The sequence below is a fragment of the Flindersiella endophytica genome (assembly GCF_054779015.1).
This window is the reverse complement of sequence record NZ_BAAGYY010000031.1, coordinates 306,196-325,828: the sequence shown is the minus strand read 5'-3', so window position 1 is coordinate 325,828 and position 19,633 is coordinate 306,196. Positions and strand designations below refer to the sequence as shown.

19 protein-coding genes and 1 pseudogene are annotated in these 19,633 nt (G+C 69.1%); 10 read left to right on the top strand and 10 right to left on the bottom strand.

Annotation, left to right across the window (positions count from 1 at the left end):
* The 4 genes from ACYVF6_RS37300 to ACYVF6_RS37285 all read right to left on the bottom strand — a co-directional run bounded on the left by ACYVF6_RS37300 (position 1) and on the right by ACYVF6_RS37285 (position 2,835).
* Complete coding sequence (locus tag ACYVF6_RS37300; RefSeq protein WP_460528597.1) at positions 1-855, bottom strand: AAC(3) family N-acetyltransferase; 855 nt, start codon at positions 853-855, stop codon at positions 1-3.
* Positions 852-1,496 carry a class I SAM-dependent methyltransferase gene (locus ACYVF6_RS37295; RefSeq protein ID WP_460528594.1) on the bottom strand — a complete coding sequence of 215 codons (645 nt, stop codon included), beginning with the start codon at positions 1,494-1,496 and terminating at the stop codon, positions 852-854. Before ACYVF6_RS37295 ends, ACYVF6_RS37300 begins: the two co-directional genes overlap by 4 nt.
* Positions 1,497-1,691: 195 nt before the next feature.
* Entirely contained in the window at positions 1,692-2,126 is a 435-nt protein-coding gene (locus ACYVF6_RS37290) for a hypothetical protein (RefSeq protein ID WP_460528591.1), read from the bottom strand.
* Positions 2,127-2,460: 334 nt separating this feature from the next.
* The gene (locus ACYVF6_RS37285; RefSeq protein WP_460528588.1) at positions 2,461-2,835 is read right to left on the bottom strand and encodes an FKBP-type peptidyl-prolyl cis-trans isomerase; all 375 of its coding nucleotides are present in this window, start codon (positions 2,833-2,835) and stop codon (positions 2,461-2,463) included.
* A gap of 124 nt (positions 2,836-2,959) precedes the next feature.
* Between ACYVF6_RS37285 and ACYVF6_RS37280 the strand changes: the two genes are divergently transcribed.
* The 7 genes and pseudogenes from ACYVF6_RS37280 to ACYVF6_RS37250 all read left to right on the top strand — a co-directional run bounded on the left by ACYVF6_RS37280 (position 2,960) and on the right by ACYVF6_RS37250 (position 8,935).
* A complete protein-coding gene (locus ACYVF6_RS37280) occupies positions 2,960-4,192 on the top strand; it encodes an amino acid ABC transporter substrate-binding protein (RefSeq protein ID WP_460528586.1) in 1,233 nt (410 codons plus the stop codon).
* 6 nt (positions 4,193-4,198) lie between these two features.
* Positions 4,199-5,077: a branched-chain amino acid ABC transporter permease gene (locus ACYVF6_RS37275; protein WP_460528584.1), complete on the top strand. Its 879-nt coding sequence runs from the start codon at positions 4,199-4,201 to the stop codon at positions 5,075-5,077.
* Positions 5,074-6,027, top strand: a complete 954-nt coding sequence (locus ACYVF6_RS37270; protein WP_460528581.1) for a branched-chain amino acid ABC transporter permease — start codon at positions 5,074-5,076, stop codon at positions 6,025-6,027. Before ACYVF6_RS37275 ends, ACYVF6_RS37270 begins: the two co-directional genes overlap by 4 nt.
* Complete coding sequence (locus ACYVF6_RS37265; RefSeq protein ID WP_460528579.1) at positions 6,024-6,755, top strand: ABC transporter ATP-binding protein; 732 nt, start codon at positions 6,024-6,026, stop codon at positions 6,753-6,755. Before ACYVF6_RS37270 ends, ACYVF6_RS37265 begins: the two co-directional genes overlap by 4 nt.
* A 7-nt stretch (positions 6,756-6,762) precedes the next feature.
* Positions 6,763-7,488 (top strand): ABC transporter ATP-binding protein, encoded by a 726-nt coding sequence (locus ACYVF6_RS37260; protein ID WP_460528577.1) that lies wholly within the window; start codon positions 6,763-6,765, stop codon positions 7,486-7,488.
* Positions 7,485-8,414, top strand: a complete 930-nt coding sequence (locus ACYVF6_RS37255; RefSeq protein ID WP_460528575.1) for an NAD(P)-dependent oxidoreductase — start codon at positions 7,485-7,487, stop codon at positions 8,412-8,414. The genes ACYVF6_RS37260 and ACYVF6_RS37255 overlap by 4 nt, the downstream gene beginning before the upstream one ends.
* 6 nt (positions 8,415-8,420) lie before the next feature.
* A pseudogene (locus tag ACYVF6_RS37250) lies at positions 8,421-8,935 on the top strand (GrpB family protein).
* 36 nt (positions 8,936-8,971) lie between these two features.
* On the opposite strand, the gene ACYVF6_RS37245 reads toward ACYVF6_RS37250, so the two are convergent.
* The 3 genes from ACYVF6_RS37245 to ACYVF6_RS37235 form a co-directional block, all read right to left on the bottom strand.
* Positions 8,972-10,741: a hypothetical protein gene (locus tag ACYVF6_RS37245; RefSeq protein WP_460528572.1), complete on the bottom strand. Its 1,770-nt coding sequence runs from the start codon at positions 10,739-10,741 to the stop codon at positions 8,972-8,974.
* Positions 10,742-10,844: 103 nt separating this feature from the next.
* Positions 10,845-11,510: a VOC family protein gene (locus ACYVF6_RS37240; protein ID WP_460528570.1), complete on the bottom strand. Its 666-nt coding sequence runs from the start codon at positions 11,508-11,510 to the stop codon at positions 10,845-10,847.
* Positions 11,511-11,524: 14 nt separating this feature from the next.
* Positions 11,525-12,733 carry an acyl-CoA dehydrogenase family protein gene (locus tag ACYVF6_RS37235; RefSeq protein ID WP_460528568.1) on the bottom strand — a complete coding sequence of 403 codons (1,209 nt, stop codon included), beginning with the start codon at positions 12,731-12,733 and terminating at the stop codon, positions 11,525-11,527.
* 85 nt (positions 12,734-12,818) lie between these two features.
* Here ACYVF6_RS37235 and ACYVF6_RS37230 point away from each other — a divergent pair, with 85 nt between their 5' ends.
* The gene (locus ACYVF6_RS37230) at positions 12,819-13,472 is read left to right on the top strand and encodes a TetR/AcrR family transcriptional regulator (protein WP_460528566.1); all 654 of its coding nucleotides are present in this window, start codon (positions 12,819-12,821) and stop codon (positions 13,470-13,472) included.
* Here the strand turns inward: ACYVF6_RS37230 and ACYVF6_RS37225 are convergent.
* Positions 13,446-14,291 (bottom strand): MaoC/PaaZ C-terminal domain-containing protein, encoded by an 846-nt coding sequence (locus ACYVF6_RS37225; protein ID WP_460528564.1) that lies wholly within the window; start codon positions 14,289-14,291, stop codon positions 13,446-13,448. The two genes, ACYVF6_RS37230 and ACYVF6_RS37225, sit on opposite strands and share 27 nt — an antisense overlap.
* Entirely contained in the window at positions 14,291-15,673 is a 1,383-nt protein-coding gene (locus tag ACYVF6_RS37220) for a 3-oxoacyl-ACP reductase (RefSeq protein ID WP_460528562.1), read from the bottom strand. Before ACYVF6_RS37220 ends, ACYVF6_RS37225 begins: the two co-directional genes overlap by 1 nt.
* Positions 15,674-15,753: 80 nt before the next feature.
* Between ACYVF6_RS37220 and ACYVF6_RS37215 the strand changes: the two genes are divergently transcribed.
* Together ACYVF6_RS37215 and ACYVF6_RS37210 are read left to right on the top strand one after the other, a co-directional pair.
* On the top strand, positions 15,754-17,055 hold the full coding sequence (locus ACYVF6_RS37215; protein ID WP_460528560.1) for an acetyl-CoA C-acyltransferase: 1,302 nt from the start codon (positions 15,754-15,756) through the stop codon (positions 17,053-17,055).
* A gap of 4 nt (positions 17,056-17,059) precedes the next feature.
* Positions 17,060-18,847, top strand: a complete 1,788-nt coding sequence (locus ACYVF6_RS37210) for an AMP-dependent synthetase/ligase (RefSeq protein WP_460528558.1) — start codon at positions 17,060-17,062, stop codon at positions 18,845-18,847.
* Positions 18,848-18,884: 37 nt separating this feature from the next.
* Here the strand turns inward: ACYVF6_RS37210 and ACYVF6_RS37205 are convergent, their stop codons facing one another.
* Positions 18,885-19,583 (bottom strand): DUF899 domain-containing protein, encoded by a 699-nt coding sequence (locus tag ACYVF6_RS37205; protein ID WP_460528556.1) that lies wholly within the window; start codon positions 19,581-19,583, stop codon positions 18,885-18,887.
* Between the last annotated feature and the right edge of the window lie 50 nt (positions 19,584-19,633).

The following is a 19,633-nucleotide window of genomic DNA, read 5'->3' as shown; positions in this document are numbered from 1 at the left end:
TCAGGCCGACCTCGACGCCTGCGACCGCAGGTGCTCCAGCTGCTGCAAAGCCCCCGCACACCGGCACTCCGGATCGTCGGTGCACAGCAGCGCCGCGGGATCCTCGCCGATCAGCCGTTCGGTCACCGCGAGCACGTCGTTGACCTTGACCCGCCGCGCCCGGCACTCGCCGATCGTCGTCTCGGCGGTGTACGGACGCAGCTCCGGCTCGATCTCGTCGAAGCGGTGGCTCTCACCCGACACGTTCGGCAGCTCCGACCACACGCCGGGCGCGGTCTTGGCGTACCGGAAGAACCGGCCGCGGCCCAGCCGCTGCTCGGCCAGGTGAATCGTCGTACTGGACGTGTGACCCGCCCCGAGCAGGAGTACGTCACCGTCCAGTGCCGCCAGCTCCTCGAGAGGACCGAGCGGCCAGTCCGGCCGCTGCGCCTCGATCAGCCGCCGCGCGTGCGTGCCGACCGCGAGGTACGAGAACAGCGGATGCGCACCACGCTCGTGGGCGAACGAGGCCCGCAGGGTTTCCGCGATCGTGCCGAGCCATCCGGATACCGGCAGGTCAGGCGTGTACGGAACCGCTCGGTCCAGCGCGGCTTCGAACGCGTCCCAGTCGGCGGCGTTGTGGTAGGAGTTGCGCGGCCGGACCAAACCCGGCGGAGCCGGCACCACGACAGAGTCCCAGGCACCGGCCGCGATCAGCACCGTCCCGCAGACGTCGACCAGCGCGCGGCAGACTGCCTCGGCGCCACCTTCGACGTACCCGAACGACTTCAGCGACGCGTGCACGATCACCGCCGACGACTGGTCGAGTCCGAGCCGGCGTAACCCGTCGGCGATCTGCGACTCGGTGACGCTCATGCCGGCCTCCGCAGCGTCAGCGACTGGAAGCGGTAGTCGTCGGCGCCGACCACGTGGAAGTCGACGATCTCGAACGCCTGCGCGGCGAACGCCTGGATCTGCTCGTCGCTCCGCCAGGAGAAGAACCGTGGCGGCACGTGGCTGTCCCAGTCGGCGACGCCCTCGCCGGACTTGCCGCCGTACACACCGAGGAAGAACAGCCCACCGGGCACCAGCAGTCCGGCGATCGCGGACAGCACCTCCGGCAGGTCGGCGTTGGGCACGTGCAGCAGGCAGTTCATCGCGTAGACCGCGTCGAACGACGACGGTGGGAAGTCCAGGTGCAGGAAGTCCATGACCTGCGCGTCGATGCCCTTCGCGCGGCACCGCTCCACCATCTCCGGCGACAGGTCGGTGGCCCGCACGTCGAGTCCCGCATCGAGGAAGTACGAGCTGTCCTGCCCGGTTCCCGCACCGACCTCGAGCAGCCGGCGCGCGCCCTCGGCACGCAGCCGTTCCAGGAACGCCGAACGTTGGGCGAGCTTCCAGTCGCCCTTCTCCACAGTGTCTCGGGTGGCCGCGCCGCCGTCGTATGACGTACGCAAGCTCGCCAGCAGGTCGTCGTATCGAACCTCGGCCGAGTCCGGTTCCACAGATTCCACGTGCGTCAACCTAACCTGTCCCGCGGAAGGCCTTCCAATGCCTTGCCGAGCGGGTCCGGCCGGTCCTGTTCCGGCTCCGGAAACCACCCTGGAAACGGCAGAAACGCGGCTGCCCGAGCGTTACCGCCCGAGCAACCGCGTTCCTTATGGCGAACAGTCCTCAGATCACATCGACCCGAGGGAGTGTGGACGTTCTCAGTCGTCCATGCCGGCGTCGACGTCGCCGATGTCACCGGCGTCGCGAGCGGTCGCGTCGGCGAGGCAGACCGCGGCCGACGGAGCGCCGATGTAGGCACCGCTGACCATCTTGCCGGCGCCGCCGACGCCCTCGGCGCCACCCTCGTTCCAGTCTTCCCAGGCAGCCTGGGTCTTCGGCGAGCTCACGGGGCTGCCGAGCTCCAGGACGCTCGACGGGGCACCGATCCAGGCGCCGCTGACCAGCTTGGCGGCGCCGCCACCGAGCTCCGCGGAGCCGGTGTCCCAGTTGTTCCAGCCGCGGTCCATCAGGTCGCAGGACGAGGGGTTGTAGTCGCCCGACGGCGTGGCGGCGGACGCGGTGCCCATGGTCATCGCGAACCCCGCGACCGCGATGCCCGCGACGAGCAGCAGCTTACGAACGCTGTTGCGCATGTGTGTGTATCTCCTTGGTTGTCCGGGCCCAGGCAGCCGAAGCCCCTCGTAGCCCCTTTGCTCCAACGGGTGGGCGACGCTCGAGCATGTCGCCCGCGAACCGAACGTAGCCATATGCGCACATAAAGTCAAAAAACATCTCGGCGTGCCGCAAATCGGACGTATCGAATCGGCGCTGGAACGTCGGGGAAAGGCCCGCACAGAGCGTGACAGTCGCACGAAACAGCAGGTGGGAGAGCCCTCGGCCGGATTGAACCGCCCGAAGCCCTCCCACCTCACCAAGGTCAGCTGACGTCAGCTGACTGGGGCGCGGCTGCCGGCCACCGGCTCGGCCTCAGCTGACGCCGACCAGGTCGACCACGAAGATCAGGGTCTCGCCGGGCCGGATGGCGCCACCGGCGCCGCGGTCGCCGTAGCCCAGGTGCGGCGGGATGACGAGCTTGCGCCGGCCGCCGACCTTCATGCCGGCGACGCCCATGTCCCAGCCCTTGATGACCCGGCCCGCACCCAGCGGGAACTCGAAGGTGGACCCGCGGTTCCAGGAGGCATCGAACTCCTCGCCGGTGGACCAGGACACGCCGACGTAGTGGACCTCGACCGTCTGGCCCTTGGCCGCCTCCGGGCCGTCGCCAACCGTGATGTCGGTGACGTCCAGCATCGGGGGCGGGTTGCCGTCGGGCCGGTCGATCTCAGGTCGCTCGAGTGCCATGTGCTTGCTCCCAGTTTCGTTGAGTGGAACGAACCGTCCACGTTAGTCGGCGACGGGGTTGACCGCGGCAGGTGGCGCGTTTACGTTCGCGGCAAACCCCTCCCGGCAGAGGAGGTACGTGGCGATGACCGGCAGAGCTCGACTGAGAGTCGCAACCACCGCCGTGATGGTCGGAGCGCTCGCGCTGGCCGGGTGCGGCGGAGACGACAGTACGTCTCCCGGCGCCGCCGGCAAGCCGCTGCGGATCGGGATCTCGCTGTCGTTGACCGGCGACTTCGCCGACCCGGGCAAGGCGGCCAAACGCGGGTACGACCTGTGGGCGCAGGAGGTCAACAAGAAAGGCGGCGTCCTCGATCGGAAGGTCGAGCTGAAGATAGTCGACGACGCCTCGCAGCCCAACCAGGTCGTGACGAACTACCAGACCCTGATCACCAAGGACCGTGTCGACCTGGTCTTCGGCGGGTTCTCCACGCTGCTGACGGTGCCGGCCTCGCGAGTGGCGGCTCGCTACAAGTACGCCTATCTCGAGCCGGCCGGCGGTGGACCGAAGGTGTTCGAGCAGAAGCTCGGCAACCTGTTCTTCGTCCAGCCGGCGCCCGCGGTCAAGCAGGGTGACATCTTCGCCAGGTACATCCTGTCGCTGCCACCGGACCAGCGGCCGAAGACCGCGGCGTATCCCGCGCTGGACGATCCGTTCGCTTCTCCGATCGCAGAAGACGTACGCAAGCAGTTCGAGGCGGCCGGGATCAAGACGGTCTACGCGCAGATCTATCCCGCCAAGCAGACCGACCTCACGCCGGTGGTCTCGCGGATGGCCGCGGCCAATCCGGACGTCGTGGTCGCCGGCACGCAGGTCGAGGACGCGTACGCGATGGTCAAGTCGATGATCCAGCTGAAGTTCGCGCCGAAGTGGCTGTACATGTCGAACGGTGCGAGCTCGCCGGTGGAGTTCCCCGACAAGGTGGGCGCGGGGAACGTCAACGGTGTCTACACCTCCGGCGACTGGTTCCCTGCGACCAAGGCGTTCGGCAACGAGGCGTTCATCAAGGCCTACGTCGCCAAGTACGGCGGCGAAGCCGCGGGCATCGACACGACGTCGGCGGAGGCCTACTCGTGCGGAATGCTGCTGGAGCAGGTCGCGGAGAAGACCGGGAAGGTCGACAACGCGACCGTCATCGACTCGCTGCACTCCGGCACCTGGCGAACGCTGGTCGGCGACCTGTCGTGGGACGCGACCGGCGCGCCGAAGGGCTCGTACCTTCTGGTGCAGTGGATCGAGGGCAGGCTGACGCCCGTCTTCCCGGCCGACCAGGCGCAGCACGAGCCGCTCACCGACCCGCTCGCCTGGGCGGAGTGAAAGCCTGTGCACACGCTGATCCAGGCCGTCGTTCTCGGCGTGCTCATCGGTGGTGTGTACGCGTTGATGGCGTCCGGGCAGACGCTGATCTTCGGCATCATGCGCGTGGTGAACCTCGCGCAGGGTGCGCTGGTGGTCCTCGCGGCGTACCTCACGTTCACGCTGTTCACACAGCTCGGCATCGACCCGTTCGTGTCCGTGCTGATCACGACGCCGCTGTTGTTCGGCCTCGGAATGCTTGTGCAGCTGGCGTTTCTGCGGCCACTACGACACGAGGAGGCGGCCGACCTCTCGCTGCTCGTCACGTTCGCGGTCGCGCTCGGCATCGAGGGAGCGTTGTCGTTCGTCTATCTCACGACGTACCGCTCGATCCAGCCCGGCTACGAGGACGACAGCTGGCTGATCGCCGGGTTCCGGGTGCCTGTGGTGCGGTTCTACGCGTTCGCGTTGTCCGTCGTGCTGATCGTCGCGCTCGTGCTGCTGCTCAACCGGACGCGGCTGGGACATGCGATCCAGGCGACCGCGCAGAACCCTGTCGCCGCGAGGTTGCTGGGCATCGACACGAACCGGATCGCGGCGGTGGGCTTCGGGCTCGGTGCAGCCACGGCCGCGGCCGCCGGATCGGTCTACGGGCTGGTCTATCCGTTCAACTCCGGCAGTCACTACGACCTGATCGCCCGCATGCTCAGCATCGTCGTGCTCGGCGGGCTGGGCAGCGTCGGCGGTGCGGTGCTGGCCGCGATCGCGATGGGAGTGGTGTCGAGCGTCGTCGCGGTCGAGCTGTCGCCGATCTGGGGTGACTTCACGTTCTTCGTCGTACTGCTGGTGGTTCTGCTGCTGCGGCCGCAGGGCTTGTTCGGCGTACGGCTGCGGGGTGCGGCATGACGGTGCCGGGACCGGTCCGGGCCGCGGGCTTCGCCGGCGCGCTGGTGGCGCTGCCGTTCGTGCTGGGCGAGCACTGGCTGCTCAACATCGCGGTGTTCACGTTGCTGTACGCGGTGCTCGCCGTTGCCTGGAACCTGGTCGGCGGATACGCCGGCTACCCGTCGCTCGGGCACGCGGCGTTCTTCGGCGTCGGCGCGTACGCGGAAGCGTTGTACTTCCAGGATCACCCGTTGCTGACCAACGGATACGAGCCGATCCTGATCGCCCTGCCGATCGGTGTCGCGGTGGCGATCGGGTCGCTGCCGGTCGCCTGGATCGCGATGCGTACCCGGGCGGCGGTGTTCGCGATCGTCACGATCACGTTGTTGTTCGTCGTGCAGAGCCTGGCGTTCAACCTGCGCGGGGTGACCGGAGGCGCGCAGGGGCTCGCGATGCCGGTGCCACCGTTCGACCCCGACACGTTCGAAAGGCCCTTCTATTACTCGTTTCTCGGCCTGCTCCTCGTCGCGATGGCCGCGAGTCATGCGATCGCGCGCAGCAAGACCGGGCTGTTCCTGCTGGCCGTACGCGGTGACGAGGACAAGGCGTGCGGCGTCGGCGTGCCCGTCACGCTGGTCAAGCTCGCCGCGTTCGGGGTCTCGGTGCTGTTCACGGCCGCGGCCGGCGCGATCTGGGCGTACTACGTCTCGTTCATCTATCCGCAGTTCGCGATCGATCCGCTGATCACGATCGGCATGGTGCTGATGACATTCCTCGGTGGGCGCGCGACGTTGTGGGGGCCGGTGATCGGCGCGTTCCTGCTGGCGCCGGCGCAGCAGTATCTCGCCTATCAGTTCGGCGGTGCGCAGTTGTATCTGGTGGCGTACGCGGCGGTGTTCCTGCTGGTGATGCTGCTGTTGCCGCGCGGAATCCTGCCCACGTTGGCGGATCGGCTGGGGGTGCGGTTGTGACCACGCTGCTGGAGGTGCGCGAGCTGCGCAAGCGGTTCGGCGGGATCGCGGCGCTGGACGGTTGTTCGTTCTCCGTTGGCGAGGGCACGATCACGGGTCTGATCGGGCCGAACGGTTCGGGCAAGACGACCGCGTTCAACGTCGTCACGGGCTATCTGCGTAGGGACAGCGGCGAGCTCGCGTTCGCGGGCAGGCGGGTCGCGCGGCCGACGCCTGCGGGCATGTACCGGCGCGGGCTGGCTCGTACCTTCCAGCGGGCCAGGGTGTTCGGCGGCCTCTCGGCGCTGGAGAACCTCGTCGCGGCCGCCGGGCAGCCGAGATGGTCGGTGCTGACTCCGCGCGTACGCAAGGCCGAAGCCGAACGGGCGAAGGAGCTGCTCGCGGAGTTCGGGCTCGACCAGGTGACGGATCTGCCGGCCGGCAGCTTGTCGTACGGGCAGCGCAAGCTGCTGGAGTTCGCCGCTGTGCTGACGAGCAGGCCCCGGCTGGTGCTGCTCGACGAGCCGACGGCGGGCGTCAACCCGGTGCTGGTCGAGACGATGGAACGGCACATCCGTACCCAGCACGAGGCGGGAACCAGCTTCCTGGTGGTCGAGCACGATATGGGCCTGGTGGCGCGGCTGTGCGATCCCGTCATCGTGCTGGACCGGGGTGCCCGGATCGCGGAGGGTCCGATCGCTGCTGTGCAACGCGATTCCGCCGTCCTCGACGCGTATCTTGGGGAGTGATCTGGGGGTGCTGACGCTCGCGGGCGTGGTGGCCGGGTACGGCGCCGGCGACGTGCTGCGCGGCGTGTCGCTGGAGGTGGGCGACGGCGAAGTGGTGTGCCTGATCGGGCCGAACGGAGCCGGCAAGTCGACGCTGCTGGCGACGGTCAGCGGGCTGCTGCGGCCGAGGAAGGGCGAGGTCGTGTTCGACGGTGAGCTCGTCGACCGGCTGAGCACCCGGGAGCGGCTGGCGCGCGGGATCGTGCACGTACCCCAGGAGCACGGACTGTTTCCCGCGCTGACCGTGTGGGCGAACCTGCTGCTGGGCGCGTACATCCTGCGGGATCGGGCGGAGATCCGGCGGCGGGCCGAACGCGCGGCGGAGCGGTTCCCGATCGTGGCGCGGCGGCGGGCCGAGCGGGCGGGCAGCCTGTCGGGCGGTGAGCAGAAGCAGGTCGAGCTGGCCCGCTCGCTGATGCTGGAGCCGCGGCTGATCCTGCTGGACGAGCCGTCGATCGGGTTGGAGCCGCGGTCGCGGAGGTTGGTGTTCGAGTCGATCGGGCGCCTGGCCGGCGCCGGGCGGTCGGTGCTCCTGGTCGAGCAGAACGCGCGATCCGGGCTGGCGGTGGCCGACCGTGGCGCGGTGCTCGTGTCGGGAGCAGTCCGCTTGACTGGGACGGGCAGTGAGCTGTTGGCCGACCCTGATGTGGGCAGGCTGTACCTAGGTGCGGACGTAGGTAGGGAGGCAACATGAGCGACTCGGCGCTCCGGTTGGGGTGGATCGGCACGGGTCGGATGGGATACGCCATGGTCAGCCGCCTGTTGAGGGCGGGCCACGAGGTGGCGGTCTACAACCGGACGCGGTCCAAGGCCGAGCCGTTGGCGGAGTTGGGCGCGAGGATCGTCGACACGATCGGTGAGCTCTCCGACTGTGACGTGGTGTTCACGATGGTCTCGGCGTCCGACGACTACATCGAGGTGACGACCGGATCATCCGGTGTTGTCGGCGGTTCCCAGAGCCCGCGGATCCTGGTCGACTTCTCCACAGTGTCGGCGGAGGCGACGGAGCAGGTGATCGAACGTTCGGCGGGCCATGGTGTGGCGGTGCTGGCAGCTCCGGTGTCGGGGAACGCGAAGGCGGTGGCGGCGGGGCGGCTGGCGGTCGTGGTGTCGGGGCCTTCCTCGGCCTTCGAGGAGGTGCGGCCCTTGCTCGAGACGGTCGCGGCGGGCGTGACGTACGTCGGCGAGGGCTCGGTCGCGCGGATGGTGAAGATCGCCCACAACGTCCTGCTGGCCGTGCTCACCGAGGCGATGGCGGAGGTCACCGTGCTGGCGGAGAAGGGCGGCGTGCAGCGATCGGTCTTCCTGGACTTCCTGAACAAGTCCGTACTGGGGTCGACGTTCACGCGGTACAAGACGCCCGCCTTCGTCCACCTGGATTTGACGCCGACGTTCACGAGCGAGCTGCTGCGCAAGGATCTCGACCTCGGGCTGTCCGCGGCGGAGGGCCTGGGCGTACCCATGCCGGCGACCGAGCTGACCCGGAGCCTGGTGGACCGGGCGATCGACTACGGGCACGGGCAGGACGACTTCGCGGCCTTGCTGGTGGAGGCGGCGCGGGCGGCGGGGATGCAGCTGGCCCCGGAGGACGTCGAGGTCTCGGACGGGCTGTCAGACTAGCTCGTCGTGACCGACCCACGCGCGACCGTTGTTCCGTACGACCCGGCCTGGCCGTCGGTGTTCGCGACCTTGTGCGCGCTGCTCGCGCCGGCGCTGGACGGGCTCGACGTACGGCTGGAGCACGTGGGGAGCACTGCCGTGCCGGGGCTGGCGGCCAAGCCCATCATCGACCTGGACGTCGTCGTGCCGGCTGCCCCGCTGGTGCCGGCGGTGACGGATCGGCTGGTGGGGTTGGGTTACGAGCACGTCGGCGACCTGGGCATCGCAGGGCGGGAGGCGTTCCGGCAGCCGGAGGGCATGCCGTACCACCACCTGTACGTCGTGGTGACGGCTCGCCGCCGTACCTCGACCACGTGGACCTGCGCGACTATCTGCGTTCGCATCCGGCCGCGGCCGAACGCTACGCGCGGCGCAAGCACGAGGTCGCGCACCTGCTTCTGGCCGACCGTGAGGCGTACGTCGACGCCAAGGCCGATCTCGTGCGGGAGCTCCTGGCCGAGGCGCGGCGAACGGCCGAGTGAGGCCGAGCTTGTGGCGACGGCTCGCTCGGGAGAACGTCACGCCGGGAGGTCGGCGCCTGCCGGTGCGGGGAAGTCGCCCTTGGCGGGTGGGGGTGCGGCCTTGCCGGCGTCGCCAGAGATGCCGCCTTCGACCATCTCCGGGCTGAAGTCGCCGATGATCGAGAGCTTGGTGCTGTGCAGCAACTCCGGGAAGATGGTGGTGAGGCACAGCTGGTGGAGCACCTCGTCCTGCCAGTTCTCCAACCCCACAGTGCGAAACCCGCCCTTGGCGTCGTCGACCACGACGCTGGTCGGCACCAGCTCGAAGATCTGCTCGACGCTGATCTCGGTCTCGCCCTTGTCGAGGATCTCCTCGATCGCCTTCCTGGACAGCTCGGACGCCTCTCCGGCGATCCGCGCGCCCACCGGACCGGACTTGCTGAGCAACGTGTCGTCGCCGCCGATCCACATCGTGTCGCCGCGTTTGTTGGTGACGGTGAGGCCGCGTTCGTTGAGGTAGTCGTGGGCCGCGCCGGCGCCTGCCTGCAGGACCGCGCTGTTGAGGAAACGCAAGTAGGCTTGGTAGTTGCGCTGCCGGGCGTCTTCGTAGCTCTCGCCGACGAACCCGCTGCCGTCGACGCCGGAGCCCGCGACCCGGCCGCTGTAGCTCTCGCGTTCCTGCGCTGTCTGTGGATCGGTCACCGTATCGCCGAGCTCGCGGTCGCCGCCGGCACTGCCGACGTCCGTGATCGGCGTGTTGTACAGCTCCCGGCCGGCCACGCCGGGCTGCTCCCGGCTGCCCATCCGCCTGCGTACGTCGTCATCCGGCAGGCCCGAGACCGGCGGGCCCGGGGCTCCTCTGGTCCCTCGCAGGTGCGGGGCCGGGTCGTTGAACCTGCGGTCGTTCGCGTTCAGGTAGTCCAGCCACCACTGCATGACCAGCGTCTTGTTGGCCAGGTGCCCGGCCGCGAACGAGTCCTGCAGGAAGTGGTCGCCGTAGCCGTTGGTGAGCCAGGCCGTACGCAGGTGGTCCTCGGCGTCCTTGGGGATGTCCTTCACCGGAACGGTGTCCTTGCGAGACTGGTTGTGCGCCAGCGCGGCGGCGCGGGCCTCGGTGTGGTGGTGCGCCCACCGCTGCCAGCTGAACGGCGCGAAGTGGCACGCGTTCCGTGCGACCAGGCCGGTGTAACGGTCGGTGCCGAGCTGCTCGGTCGCGTTGTCGAGCGCCTTCACCTCACCGGCGGCATCGCTCACGAAGTCGAGCCAACTGGTCGACATGCCCGCCATCGCCTTGCCACGCAGGCCGAACTCGCCTCCGGCCTTCTCCCGTACGCCGGACCGCATCCGCTGCAGGACCGGGACGAGCTCCGCCTTGCTCAACGTGTCGTACACGTCCGGGCCTGGCAGGTAGTCGGCGAGGGCGTTCAGCTCGCCGTAGCTCACCCAGAGGCCGCTGCCCTTGAGCTGGACCCAGCGCACCTCGGGAAACGCGCTGCGCGGGTCGCGGGCCGGATCGTTCTGGAAGAAGATCGCGCGCTGCCACTCCTTGTACAGCACGTGCTTACGCGCCTCGGCGGTGACGGTCGCGTCGCCCAGCTTGCCCGGCGGGGTGTCGCCCAGCAGGACGTGCTCCCAGGAGGAATGGCGTTGGATGGTTGGACGCTTCTCGCCCGCGAGCCGGCTGACCGCGATGTTGCCCGCTGTGCGCTGGAGGCGCAGAATGCCCGCGTACGGGCCATTCGCCGCCTTGGCGCTGTCGCCGGTGCTTCGCCGTCCCTGCTGGCCCTCACTGGTGCGTCCGGTGCGTCTGCCGTGCGCGTGAGCCATGGGTGCACGTTAGGTGCCTTGGCCCAACCCGCCCCTGCCCCGACGGGCAACCTTTCGGGCAGCGTTGGTCGAACCCGCACAGTCAGTCGCTGTCAGTCGCCGGTCAGTCGCCGCGGCCTTGCCAGGTGGTGAGGCAGGCTTCGTTGCCTTCGGCATCGGCGAGGATCCAGAAGGCGGGGGCGCTGGTCGCGGATACCAGTTGGCCGCCGGCGGCGAGGGCGGCTTCGATGCGGGCCGGTGCTTCGTCGTGGGGGACGGAGATGTCGAAGTGGATGCGGTTGCGTTGCGGGCGCGGGCGATCCATCTGCTGGAACCACAGCGCCGGACCCTGGCCGGCCGGGTCGACAAGCGGATCGGACGGTCCGCCGGCGCCTGACTCGTCGGCGTAGGCCAGGACGGCCTTCCAGAACGGCCGGATCGCCGGGATGTCGAGGGCGTCGATCGCGATCTCCAGCAGTTGCACGGATCGCGTCGACGTGCGCAGCCCGGCCTCGCGTACGACCTCGGAGATCCGGCGGGCCAACTCGACGTCGACGGTCGTCACCCCCGTGTGGGACCGCAGCGTGAGGACGACCAGTGCCGGCCGGAGGTCGACCCGCAGGTGGTCGTCGGCGCTGCTCCCGCACGCAGCCACCACCCCGGCGGCCAGCGCAGCGCCCTCGCCCAGCGAGCCGACGGGCACCGACGTACGCAGGGTGCCCAGCACGAAGCGCCAGCCCAGCTCCCCAACCGCGTCCGACGCCTCGCGCCGGCCAAGCTTTCGTTCCACGAGAGCCCATACTGTCAGGGAATCTGGACCCCCGAGATCGCGCGGGCGATCAGCAACCGCTGGATCTCCGACGTGCCCTCGAAGATGGTGTAGATCTTCGCGTCGCGGTACCAACGCTCGACCGGGTGCTCGCGGTCGTAGCCCGCGCCGCCGAGGATCTGGACGGCTTTCTCGGTCGCCGCCACGGCGACTTCGCCCGCCTTGAGCTTGGCCATCGAGGCCTCGCCCGACTCGAAGGGTTTCTCGTTGCGGGCCATCCACGCCGCCCGCCAGACCAGCAGGCGGGCCGCGTCGATCTCGAGTTTCATGTCGGCCAGCGCGAACGCGATCGACTGGTTCTCGATGATCGGACGGCCGAACACCACGCGGTGCTTGGCGTATTCGAGTGCGTACTCGTACGCCGCCCGCGCCACGCCCAGGGCCTGCGCCCCAACCGTCGGCCGGCTGATCTCGAACGTGCTCATCGCCGCCTGGCCGCGCGAGCTCGAACCCTCCCGCGCCCGCGCCAGCCGGCGGTCCAGCTTCTCCTTGCCACCGAGCAGGCACGAGCCCGGCACCCGTACGTCGTCAAGGAACACATCGGCCGTGTGCGAGGCACGCAAGCCCAGCTTCGCGATCTTCCGGCCTGCCTGCAAACCGGCTGTGCCCGGCGGAACGATGAAGCCCGCCTGTCCTCGCGACCCCAAAGCGGGATCAACCGACGCGATCACCACGTGGACGTTGGCGATTCCGCCGTTGGTGATCCACGCCTTCTGGCCCGACAGCACCCACTCGTCCGACGCTTCGTCGTAACGGGCTCGGGTGCGCATCGCCGCCACGTCCGACCCGGCCTCGGGCTCCGAGACACAGAACGCCGCCACGGCAGGCGAAGCCGCGTCGCCGTAGCACTGGGGCACCCACTCCATCAGCTGCTCGGGCGTGCCCGCCGCGAAGATCCCCGCGACTGCGAGCGTCGTACCGAAGATCGACATCGCGATCCCCGGGTCGCCCCAGAACAGCTCCTCGTTGGCCAGCGGCAGCGACAGGCCACTCTCGTCGGCCCAGAGGTTGGCCAGCGACTCCCAGCCGTACAGGCCGATCTTCGCCGCCTCCGAGATGATCGGCCACGGCGTCTCCTCGCGCTCGTCCCACTCGCGGCCGGCTGGCCGGATCACGTCGGCGGCGAAGCCGTGGATCCATTGGCGCAGGTCGTTCTGTTCTTCGGTGAGCTCGAACGCGTTCATCGTGCCACCCTCAATCGATCAGACCTTACTGATGAGTAAGTTTACGCGCGAGTAAGTTTACGCCGCCGTAGCCTAGACTGGCAAGGTGACCGAGCGACCGAAGCGGCTGTCCAGGAAGGTACGCGAGCAGCAGATGCTCGACGCGGCCGTCGCCGTGTTCGCCCAGCGGGGCTACCACGAGACCTCGATGGACGACATCGCCGACCAGGCCGGTATCTCCAAGCCGATGGTCTACCTCTATCTCGGTTCCAAGGAAGCGCTGTTCGCCCGCTGCCTCGAGCAGGAGTCGCACCGCTTGCTCACAGCTATCGCCGAGGCGGTCGATGCCGAGCTCAGGCCCGACGAGCAGCTCTGGCGCGCCCTGCACGCCGTGTTCACCGTCGTCAGCGAGCACCGCGACGGTTGGAACGTCCTCCACCGTCAGGGTACGAAGGCCACCGGCGCGCTCGGCGAGCGCGCCGCCGGCCTACGCGACCAGACCGTCGAGGTCGTCCGTCAACTGCTCGCCAAGGCCTGGACGACCGGCCGCCGCCGCAAGGCGCATGCCGAGGAGTTGCAGATGTGCGCCTACGCCCTGGTCGGCGCCGCCGAGTCGGTGGCCGACTGGCTGGCCGACCATCCGGAGGTCACGCCCGAGGTCGCCGCCCGCCGCCTGATGACGATCTCCTGGGTGGGCCTCGGCGACATCATGAACGGCGAGATCTGGCGTCCGTCAGGCCGCTCGAACCGTACCGCGTAACGCGACTCGATCCGAACGAGTGCGCACCTCGAAGTCCCAGTCCTGCGCCGAACGCGAGGCACCGAACGAGACCGTCGACGGCAGCAGGATCGGCGCCGCGAACGAGACCTCGGCCGTATAGGCGTCCGGCAACCGCCCCTGGAACGCCGCCAGGCAACGCGCCTTCGTCCACATGCCGTGCGCGATCGGCCGCCGATAGCCGAACAGCCTTGCCGACAAGGGATGCAGGTGGATCGGGTTGTAGTCGCCGGACACGTGCGCGTACGACCGGCCCAGGTCGCCCGGCACGCGCCAGCGCGCCGACAACGGCAGCGGCGCCGGTTCGCTGTCCTGCTTCGGCGAAGCCTGAGGATCCGCCGGCCGCCGCTCACGGCGGAGGTACGTGCTGCGTTCCGACCACACCGTCTCGCCGCCGGAAGCGACCTCCGCCAGGACGTCGAACTGCGTGCCACGCCGATGCGGCCGCAGCGCGTCCAGTCGTACGCTCACGGTGAGCCGTTCGCCGGCCAGCAAGGGCCGCTGCACGGTCAGGGAGTTGCCGACATGTACCAATCCCTTCGCGGCAAAGGGAAAGTCCTCCGATGTCATCAGCTGCAACCCGAGCGGAAACGCCAGCACGTGCGGATAGCAGGCCGGCAGCTCGTCACCGATCGGGTAGCCGCACACCCGCGCATACTCCGCGAGCTGCGCACGGTCGATCGCCTGTTCCGGCAACGCCAGCTCTGTGTCCGGCAGCTGTCCGCCACAGTGCCCGCGCGAGACGGCGGCCTTCGCCAGCAGTGCGAGGCTGTTCGGCGGCTCCTCGAGGACGACGCGCATCAGGCACCCGTCTGGTGCTGGCCGCACACGCGGACGACGTTGCCCGTCACGGCGTATGAAGCGGGAGTCGCCAGCCAGGCAACGGTTTCGGCGACGTCGATCGGCAGTCCGGGTTGGGCGAGGCTGTTCATCCGCCCGGCAACTTCACGCAGCATCAACGGCATCGCCTGCGTCATCGCCGTGTCGATGAAGCCCGGCGCGACCGCGTTGATGGTGACGCCGCGCTTCAGCAGCACCGGCGTCATCGCCCGGACGCGCCCGATCACGCCGGCCTTGCTGGCGCCGTAGTTGGTCTGCCCGCGCGCGCCCGCGATGCCGTTGACCGACGAGACGCCGATCACCCGCCCGCCGGACCGCAGGACCTTCCTGTCCAGCAAGGCGTCGTCGATGTCCTGTTGCGCCCGCAGGTTGACGTCGAGCACGCTGTCCCATTCCTGCGGGCTCATCCGCGCGAGCGTCCGGTCGCGGGTGATGCCGGCGTTGTGCACGACCACATCCACGGCGTCGAAGCGCTCGAGCAGCTGGTCGGTCAACAGTTCCGGCGCGCTCGAGCGCGTAATGTCGATCTGCAGCGTCGTCCCGCCGATCTCGCCGGCGACCGCCGCCAGCTGGTCGCCCTGCGACGGTACGTCGAGGCAGACGACCTGCGCGCCGTCGCGAGCGAGCGTACGCGCGATGGCCTCGCCGATCCCGCGGGCGGCTCCGGTGACGAGCGCGACCTGGCCCGCCATCGGACGCTTCCAGTCGACGGATGCTGCCGGGCCCGAGCCCGCCGCGCCGATCCGCACGACCTGGCCCGACACGTATGCCGACCGCCCGGAGAGCAGGAACCGCAGCGTCGACTCGATGGCGACCGGCGCGCCCTCGGCGACGTAGAGCAGGTGCGCGGTCGAACCCCGGACGAGCTCCTTTGCGACCGAACGGACGAAGCCCTCCAGCGCCTGCTGCGCGATCGCCGCCCGCGGCTGGTCGCAAGCCTCCGGCGGCCGGCCGAGCACGATCACCCGACCACTGGGACGGATCCGCCGGACGACGGGGTGGAAGAAGTCGTACAGCGACCGCAGGCCCTCGGTGTCGGAGATGCCACTCGCGTCGAACACCAGCGCGGCGAACGACTCGGTGCCGTTCGGCAGCTCGGCCTGCGCCGGCTGCTCCGACTGCTTGGCAGCCGGTCGTACGACGTCGACGCCTGCCGTGGTCAGCAGGCCGATCACGGGTTCGGCGAGTGCGGAGCCCTTGGCCTCGCCGCACAACACTGGCCCGGGCAGGAACGGCTCATCGGGGTCGTATCGGCGTAACGTGGCAGGCTGGGGCAGACCGAGGCGCTTGGCGACGCCACGGCCGAAGCCGGACGACACGAACCTCTGGTAACGGTCGGCCATCGCGATCCTCCTCGGCGCGGCAGCTACTTCAAGGTAAACTTACTCCAGAGTAGGTTACGGTCTAGCAAGGAGGCGGGTGGATGATCTCCGCTCCACGGCCGGTCGTGGTGGTCGGCGGCAACCGAATCCCGTTCGCGCGCTCCAACGGGCCCTATGCCCAGGCCTCCAACCAGGACATGCTGATCGCCGCGCTCGACGGCCTGCTGGCCAGGTTCGGTCTGGCCGGTGAACGCCTGGACGAGTTCGTCGCCGGCGCCGTGCTCAAGCACAGCAGAGACTTCAACCTCGCCCGCGAGGTCGTGCTCGGCAGCCGGCTCGACCCGCGTACGCCCGCCTACGACGTCCAGCAGGCCTGCGGCACCGGCCTGGAAACCGTCATCGCCGTCGCCAACAAGATCGCGCTCGGCCAGATCGAGGCCGGGATCGCGGGCGGCGTCGACACCACGAGCGACGCGCCGATCGGGCTCAACGACGACTTCCGCCAGATCCTGCTCGCCACCAACCGGGCCAGGAGCCTGCCGGAACGCGCACGCCAGCTGGTCAGGATGCGGCCCCGGCACATCGTTCCCGACACGCCGCGGATCGCGGAGCCGCGTACCGGCCTGTCGATGGGCGAGCACGCGGCGGTCACCGCGCAGCAGTGGGAGATCGGCCGCGCTGAGCAGGACGAATACACCGTCGGCACGCACCACAAGCTCGCGGCCGCCTGGGATCGCGGGTTCTTCGACGACCTGGTGACACCGTTCCTCGGGCTGCAGCGCGACCACAACATGCGCCCCGACACGTCGATCGAGAAGCTCGCGAGGCTCAAGCCGGTCTACGGCAAGGCGCTGTCCGACAATGGCGACGGCGAGCCGACCATGACCGCCGGCAACTCCACGCCGTTGACCGACGGCGCCTCCACCGTGCTGCTGGCGACGGAGGAGTGGGCGCGCGAACGCCGGCTTCCGGTGCTGGCCAGGATCACCCACGCACGTACGGGCGCGGTCGACTTCGTGCACGGGGCCGAGGGCCTGCTGATGGCGCCCGCGTACACCGTGCCGGAGCTGCTCGACCAGGCGGGCCGCACCCTTCAGGACTTCGACTACTACGAGATCCACGAGGCGTTCGCCTCGCAGGTGCTGGTGGCGCTGAAGGCCTGGCAGGATCCCTCGTTCTGCAAGGACAAACTCGGCCGCGACGAGCCGCTTGGCAGCATCGACCCGGAGAAGCTGAACGTCGCCGGCTCGTCGCTGGCAGCCGGGCATCCGTTCGCCGCCACGGGTGGACGGATCGTCGCGACGCTGGCGAAACTCCTTGCGGAGAAGGGCTCCGGACGCGGGCTGATCTCGATCTGTGCGGCCGGCGGTCAGGGAGTGACGGCGATTCTGGAGCGGGACTGATCGAGTGACAACCGAATACACCTCGCCTCCGCTGGTGGAGCCGGCCGACGAGGGTTTGGCCGATGTCGTCTACAGCAATGCCGCCAACGATCCCGGCAACGCCGCGTTCGCCCGGCTGAACTCCAGCGGCGAGTGGGTCGACGTGACCGCTGCCGAGTTCCGTGACGAGGTGGTGGAGGTCGCGAAAGGCCTGCTGGCGAAGGGTATCCAGCCGCGGGATCGAGTCGGGCTGATGTCGCGGACACGGTATGAGTGGACCGTGCTCGACTACGCCTTGTGGAGCATCGGCGCGTGCCCCGTGCCGGTCTACCCCACGTCGTCCGCGAGCCAGGTCGCCTGGATCCTCGGCGACTCCGGCGCGGTCGCTTGCGTCGTCGAGACGGAGGAGCACGCCGGCGAGGTCGAAGCCGCGCGGTCGGAGCTGTCCGGGCTGCGCGAGGTCTGGTGTATGGATCGCGGCGCGCTCGACACGCTCGCCGACGCCGGCCGTGACGTTTCCGAGGCGGAGGTCGAGCGCCTCCGGCAGGCGGTCGACCCGGCCGACCCGGCGACGATCGTCTATACATCCGGCACCACCGGCAAGCCGAAGGGTTGCGTGCTCACGCACGCGAACTTCCACGCCGAGGTCGACAACGCGATCGAGCTGTTGTTCCCGGTGTTCAAGGCGGTCTCGCGCCACTCGCCGTCGACGCTGCTGTTCCTGCCGGTCGCGCACGTGCTCGGGCGAATGGTGCAGATCGGCTGTGTCCGCGCGGGTGTGCGGGTCGGGCACCAACCGAGCATCTCGCGCGACGAGCTGCTTTCGGCGCTGCGATCGTTCCGGCCCACGTTCGTCGTCGGCGTGCCGTACGTCTTCGAGAAGGTCTACAACAGCGCCCGGCGGACAGCGGAGCGGATCGGCCGGGCGAGCGCGTTCGACCGCGCGGCCTCCGTCGCGACGCGCTACGCCGAAGCGGTCGAGCAGCAGCTGTTCGGCCGTGGTCGTGGGCCGGGTCTGGTGCTCCGGCTGCAGCACGCGCTGTACGACAAGCTTGTGTACCAGCGGATCCGCGGTGAGCTCGGCGGCCGCCTGCACTACGCCATCTGCGGCGGGTCGCCGCTCGGCCGGCGGCTGGCGCTGTTCTTCGCGGGCGCGGACATCAACGTCTACGAGGGATACGGTCTGACCGAGACCACGGCGGCGATCGCCGTCAACCCACCATTGGCGCCACGCTTCGGAACGGTCGGCCGCCCGATGCCGGGCGCGACGATCCGCATCGCCGACGACGGCGAGATCCTGGTCAGGGGCGGCCAGGTCTTCTCGGCGTACTGGAACAACGAGACCGCGACGGGCGACGCCCTGACCGACGGCTGGTTTCGTACCGAAGACCTCGGCGACCTCGACGCCGACGGCTACCTCCAGGTCACCGGCCGCAAGAAGGAAATCCTGGTGACCAACGGCGGCAAGAACGTCGTACCGGCTCCGCTCGAGGACCGGATCCGCGCGCATCCGCTCGTGAGCCAAGTCCTCGTCATCGGCGACAACCGCCCGTTCATCGCAGCCCTCGTTACCCTCGACGAGGCGGCCGCGAAGGACTATCCCGATGAACAACAGCGGAGGGACGCCATCCAGCAGGCAGTCGACGACGCCAACACGTCAGTGTCCAGGGCGGAGTCGATCCGCAAGTTCACGATCCTGGAGGGCGACTTCACCGAGGCCAACGGCCTGCTGACGCCGTCGTGGAAGCCGAAGCGCAAGGAGATCATGCGCGCCTACGCCGACGAGATCGAGGAGCTCTACAAGAAGCGCTAGACGGCCGTGATGCCGGCGGGCCGGGCTGGCATGCTGGTCACGGCTGATCGCCTGCCGGCTTGATGGGGCCGTAGTTGTCGTGCCAGTTCAGCCAGTGGTATTGGGGGTCCTGGGGGTAGCCCCCGGGTGAGTCCTCCCAGTCCTCCTGGCGTCCGAACGCGGTGATGTCGAGAGTGTTCCAGGTCCCTCCCACTGGTTCGTGTTCGCGACCGTTGATGAAGTACGTGCGGTACACGCGGTCGCCGTCGCGAACGAACGCGTTCGTGCCGTACCACTCGTCGACGCCGAAGTCGGTATCGAAGTTGTCGGTGATCGTGTACCAGGGCATGGTCCAACCCATCCGCGCCTTCACCCGCTCGATGTCTGGTTGCGGCGTGCGTGAGGCGAAGGCGGACGTGATGTCGCGCGCGTGGAGATGGGCGAGGTGGGCCAGCTGGTCGGCCATCAGGGAGCAACCTACGCAGGCATGGTCGGGCCAGCCGTGCACATCGGGCCCGAAGAAGGCGCCATAGAGCAGGAGTTGACGGCGACCCTCGAACAGGTCGACGAGACGCATTCTGCCGCTGGGCCCGTCGAACTCGTACGGCGTCTCTACCGCCACCCACGGCATCCGTCGACGCTCCGCGGCCATGACGTCCCGGGCACGGGTCAGCTCCTTCTCCTTCACCAGCAGCCGTTGCCGTGCGGCCTCCCACTCCGACGGCGTGACGATCGCGGGCGTGTTCATCGTGTTCATCGTGGTGTCCACCTTCCAATCGGTTCCAGACTTGGGTCGCCTGCCAGGTT

Coding starts and splice junctions, on each gene's coding strand:
- ACYVF6_RS37300 (WP_460528597.1), bottom strand. CDS start 855: ATGAGCGTCACCGAGTCGCAGATCGCCGACGGGTTACGCCGGCTCGGA.
- ACYVF6_RS37290 (WP_460528591.1), bottom strand. CDS start 2,126: ATGCGCAACAGCGTTCGTAAGCTGCTGCTCGTCGCGGGCATCGCGGTC.
- ACYVF6_RS37285 (WP_460528588.1), bottom strand. CDS start 2,835: ATGGCACTCGAGCGACCTGAGATCGACCGGCCCGACGGCAACCCGCCC.
- ACYVF6_RS37280 (WP_460528586.1), top strand. CDS start 2,960: ATGACCGGCAGAGCTCGACTGAGAGTCGCAACCACCGCCGTGATGGTC.
- ACYVF6_RS37270 (WP_460528581.1), top strand. CDS start 5,074: ATGACGGTGCCGGGACCGGTCCGGGCCGCGGGCTTCGCCGGCGCGCTG.
- ACYVF6_RS37255 (WP_460528575.1), top strand. CDS start 7,485: ATGAGCGACTCGGCGCTCCGGTTGGGGTGGATCGGCACGGGTCGGATG.
- ACYVF6_RS37245 (WP_460528572.1), bottom strand. CDS start 10,741: ATGGCTCACGCGCACGGCAGACGCACCGGACGCACCAGTGAGGGCCAG.
- ACYVF6_RS37235 (WP_460528568.1), bottom strand. CDS start 12,733: ATGAACGCGTTCGAGCTCACCGAAGAACAGAACGACCTGCGCCAATGG.
- ACYVF6_RS37225 (WP_460528564.1), bottom strand. CDS start 14,291: ATGCGCGTCGTCCTCGAGGAGCCGCCGAACAGCCTCGCACTGCTGGCG.
- ACYVF6_RS37220 (WP_460528562.1), bottom strand. CDS start 15,673: ATGGCCGACCGTTACCAGAGGTTCGTGTCGTCCGGCTTCGGCCGTGGC.
- ACYVF6_RS37215 (WP_460528560.1), top strand. CDS start 15,754: ATGATCTCCGCTCCACGGCCGGTCGTGGTGGTCGGCGGCAACCGAATC.
- ACYVF6_RS37205 (WP_460528556.1), bottom strand. CDS start 19,583: ATGAACACGATGAACACGCCCGCGATCGTCACGCCGTCGGAGTGGGAG.